We start from the raw sequence: 891 nt of genomic DNA, 5'->3' as shown, positions 1-891 counted from the left end.
TACCGGCCGATTCTGCTTTGCATTTTACTAACCGTGAATACGAAGCAAACTTCTGAACTGTTGGAAACCGCTCAATATCGCCAACTTCATACAAAATGGTAAGGGCTAGAATTTTCCCGATACCTGGAAACGACTTAAGAATATGTAAATCTGTTGCACAGTGTGTTTGTGCCTGAGTCTTTACATAATGTTCAATTTTGTAGAGCTCACTCACCATTGTTTCGATTATATTTAGATTTAAATCCATGCTCTTTTGTACAGCTTCGTCTGGAAAAAAGTGACGCATCTTTTCTCTATCAGGTGAGTTTCTTAAATCTAACCGAGTTTCTAGTGCGGGTAAGTTGTATTGACTGACTGTGCTGGCAACATGCGCTTTCAGTTGAGCACTCATTCTCATTATGTGGGTGCGACGGCGAAGCGCATCTCGAATAGAGCGATGCTCCTTTGAATAAGCATGCGCGAGTGGGAAGTTCCCACCGCGCATTAGCTTCGCTATTTTTAGTGCGTCAATTTTGTCGTTCTTCGTTTTACCGGCATGAATGGCCTTCATATAAAGCGCATGGCCAAGAATGAAATCAATATTATGCTCTTCACAAAAGTCGGATACCCAATACCAGCAGTGCATACATTCAACACCAACAACAATATTGCCCAGATATGGCTTTAAAAGCGCTAACAGTTTGTCGGGTGAATCATCGATTTTTTCGTGAACGAGAATGTTGTTTTCATTATCAATAATGCAGACATAAAGCAGTCTGGTGTGAAGATCGATTCCACAATAGTACGGATGTGTATTAGTATAAAAGTTCATTGAGTTTTCTCCCTTGGTTTGGTCGCCTATTAGGATAAACTCAGTTTATGCTGATAGGGAGGAGGCTCAATGATTATCAA

Annotated in this window: 1 protein-coding gene; it reads right to left on the bottom strand. The window is 40.7% G+C overall.

Translation table 11 applies throughout. The features are described from left to right. Positions 1 to 811, bottom strand: an 811-nt coding sequence (locus tag J5X92_RS20870) for an IS110 family transposase (RefSeq protein WP_208806431.1), incomplete at its 3' end; no start/stop codon positions are given. Between the last annotated feature and the right edge of the window lie 80 nt (positions 812 to 891).

The organism is Alteromonas sp. K632G (genome assembly GCF_017653625.1).
GTDB classification, from domain to species: Bacteria; Pseudomonadota; Gammaproteobacteria; order Enterobacterales; family Alteromonadaceae; genus Alteromonas; species Alteromonas naphthalenivorans.
This window is presented reverse-complemented; position numbering and strand designations above follow the sequence as displayed.